Source organism: Streptococcus oralis (assembly GCF_001578945.1).
GTDB lineage: Bacteria > Bacillota > Bacilli > Lactobacillales > Streptococcaceae > Streptococcus > Streptococcus oralis_Q.
This window is the reverse complement of sequence record NZ_KQ969551.1, coordinates 199522-202687: the sequence shown is the minus strand read 5'-3', so window position 1 is coordinate 202687 and position 3166 is coordinate 199522. Positions and strand designations below refer to the sequence as shown.

General features: G+C 35.6%; 2 protein-coding genes and 1 pseudogene. 2 read left to right on the top strand and 1 reads right to left on the bottom strand.

Features of this window, described 5'->3' with window-relative positions:
• A pseudogene (locus SORDD16_RS10550) lies at positions 1–97 on the bottom strand (ABC transporter ATP-binding protein); the annotation flags it as partial.
• A 445-nt stretch (positions 98–542) separates the two neighbouring features.
• Here SORDD16_RS10550 and SORDD16_RS03685 point away from each other — a divergent pair.
• Positions 543–2537, top strand: coding sequence for a DUF1430 domain-containing protein (locus SORDD16_RS03685; RefSeq protein ID WP_061452423.1), 1995 nt, complete (start codon positions 543–545; stop codon positions 2535–2537).
• Between the two features lies 1 nt (position 2538).
• On the top strand, positions 2539–3166 hold a 628-nt coding region (locus SORDD16_RS03680; RefSeq protein WP_061452422.1), incomplete at its 3' end, for an ABC transporter ATP-binding protein.

The following is a 3166-nucleotide window of genomic DNA, read 5'->3' as shown; positions in this document are numbered from 1 at the left end:
CTACGGTAAAGTGAATGTCCTTGAGAGCCTCAACTTGGTTTCCTTGGAAACGTGTTTTATAGATTTTTTGAACGTGTTTTACATCTAAAAGTGTCATGATTTTCTCCTTCTTAATATCCCATCATTTGAAACTGTGCTTGCATCATAGCGCATCCCAGTTGAACACGCTCGATATCTTTTTGACTTGGTTTTCTTGTTTTCTTTTGTAAAATTCTTTTCATGGTTTTGCTCCTTTGTTCTTTATGAGTCTAGTTTATCGCAAAAAAAGGCGGCCTGCCATAACCTAACCTTACAAAAGAGACTTTAATCTTACATTTTTGTAAGATTGAAGAATATTTTTGAAAATAGCTACTATAAAAAGCTATGGTATTGCTTGTTTTATCCTTAAAATAATAGTAAAATTAAATTATGAAAAGGCTTTCTTTGACATCTTGTAAAAGAATTAGCTTTCTGATAATTATTTTTAAAGGTGCTAAACTATCATTCGTATCACTGCTATAATGAGGGAGGTTCAGCCCCCTCTTTTTTAGAAAGAGGTTCCTATGAAACGTGTTTTTCTCTTTATCAGCAATCTTCTTTTAACTTTCTTTCTCATTGCCACTCTGTCCTTTTGGAAAGAAGCTCTTCCACAAATCCTGTTCCCGAGTGCAGCAGTATTAAGTGGGCAAGCAGATTATTCTACCGTTAAAGAAGAATTAAATAGTCTTGCTAAAGAACATAATAGTCTTATCGCAAGAACCATTTGGGAAGTAGATAGTGATGGAAAATCACAAACTTACTACGAAGTTTTTGGAGATGGGAAACTTCCAGACTGGATGCCTCCAGCAAGTCAAGAAAGCATTCACAAAAGCGATCTTCTCAACAACTACAATATTATCAGCGGATCCCTAACTAGTCAAGAATTGGCCACTCATCTGAAAGAACTTGGACTAGAAAAAGCGAATGCATTTGAAAATGACAGAGTATCCTTTGTATTTGCCATCTTTGCTCAACCTAATCAACTTACCAGTATGTTAATCTTTTTGCTGACTTTCTTAGCTTTGATTGTTATTGGCCAAATTCAATCTCTCTCTCAGTCAGGGATTCGATTGATTTCTGGAGAACGACTGAGCCATCTCTTCTTTCGTTCTCTCGCAAGAGACGGACTTGATATCCTTCTTTTTGGTCTACCTGCTTTGCTGATAGCAAGTGTCTTGCTCATTTCCCTAGGATATCCTTATGAGGTTCAAACTTTTTTAGGAATACTTTTTATTCTTTACAATAGCCTACTTTTCTTACTTAGTCTCCTAATTGCCCTTCTTTTTACCATTTCTTTGAAAAAAGTTCATCTCCTCTCTATCATCAAAGGGAAATTACCAATCAAGTCAATCCTACGCATTCTCTACTTTGGTCAGGTACTTGCCATTCTACTGGTTATTGTAGGATTTGGACGAATGTCTACTTACTATCATATCCTTGAGAAAAATGAAGCTGGACAAGCTACTTGGAAACAACGCTCCAATGTTGTCAATCTTCAAACAGGGCGGTCCAGTCAGATAAAAAATTCAGATGAACTACAAAAAAATGCTAATAAATGGTTTGACTTTATTCAGCATGCTATAGATAATGAGAATGCCTTCCTTATTAAACATAATCTAGTTGAGCAAGCTCTTAAACAAGCTACCTCAAATCATAATGAAACTGAAAATAACCCTTATGGTGTGGAAGGAAAAAATATTCTCTACGTCACGCCCAGCTACTTCAAAAAGGAAGGTATGGACTTATCATCAGAAATCTTTCAAAAAATCAACCCCCTCAAAGATGGACAGATTCTTGCCATACTCCCAGAAGAACTACAAAAAAATGAAAAAGATATAAAATCAACCTTGCAACAAGAGTTAACCAACCGATTATACAGTAGCAAGTCTAATCAAACTGTCGAAGTTAGTATAGCTTATACCAATCAAAAAAATGATGTCTTTCTCTATAATACCGCCCATATTGCTCATGATCAATGGTTATCAAATCCCATCTTTCTTGTGCTTTCTCCTAAAGCACTTGGTAAGGCTTCCTCCATCTTCTGGTTTACAAATCTAGAATATCTCTATTTTACAGACCTCCACCAGACACAAGAACTTTTGAAACACTATCAACTTGATCATATGGTCTCAAAGCTATCGTCTGCTAGGGAAACCTATCTCCAGTTAAATCAAAAAATTAAAATCGAAATTTTTAGTAACTTAGCGAGTGCTATGTTTGCTATTTTGACTTCAATTTTGCTGTTTACAAGTTTAAATCTGCTCTATTTTGAAGCCTTTCGCAAAACCATATTCTTGAAAAAAATCGCAGGCTATTATTTCTTTGAATTACACCGTAGATATATCACTTCTCAAATAATAGCTCTTTTTCTCGGAAGTGGACTAGCTTTCATTATTTCTAAGAATATCTGGATTACCCTGATCCTATTTTTCAGCTTTTCAAGTTTAGCCGTTCTTCTATTGAAGATTTGTGATAAGAAGGAAAGTAAAACCTATGCTAGCATCATCAAAGGAGGATAGTATGATTGAATTACAACATATTTGGAAACAATTTGGTTCTCGTATTATTTTTTCAGACTTGAATCTGAATTTTCAAAGTGGTATGGTGTATGCTTTGATAGGAGATAGTGGTTGTGGAAAAACCACTTTGCTCAATATGCTTGCAAAACTAGAGACTTTCGACAAAGGAGAAATAGTTTACAAAGGAAAGTCTTTGACTTCTCTAAAAAATGAGGAATTCTATCGTAACGAGCTAGGTTATCTCTTCCAGAACTTCGGACTATTAGAAAGTCAGACCATTCGAGAAAACCTTGAGCTGGGACTGATTGGCAAAAAGCAGAACAAGAAACAAGAAAAAGAGAGACTTCTTCTTCAAGCACTACAAGCTGTCAGACTAGATTATCTAAGCCTCAACCAAAAAATCTATGAATTATCTGGTGGTGAAGCTCAACGCGTAGCGCTTGCTAAGATTATCCTGAAAGATCCTCCTTTAATTTTAGCCGATGAGCCTACCGCCTCGCTAGATCCAAAAAATTCCAAGGAAATTATGGAAATTCTCCTTGAACTTCGTAATGCTAATAGAACAATTATCATCGCAACTCACAATCCTAGTATTTGGAAAATGGCTGATCAGGTAATTCATCTCTCTC

Excerpts from the sequence above, each read along its gene's own strand:
- SORDD16_RS03685 (WP_061452423.1), top strand. The coding sequence starts at position 543 with ATGAAACGTGTTTTTCTCTTTATCAGCAATCTTCTTTTAACTTTCTTT.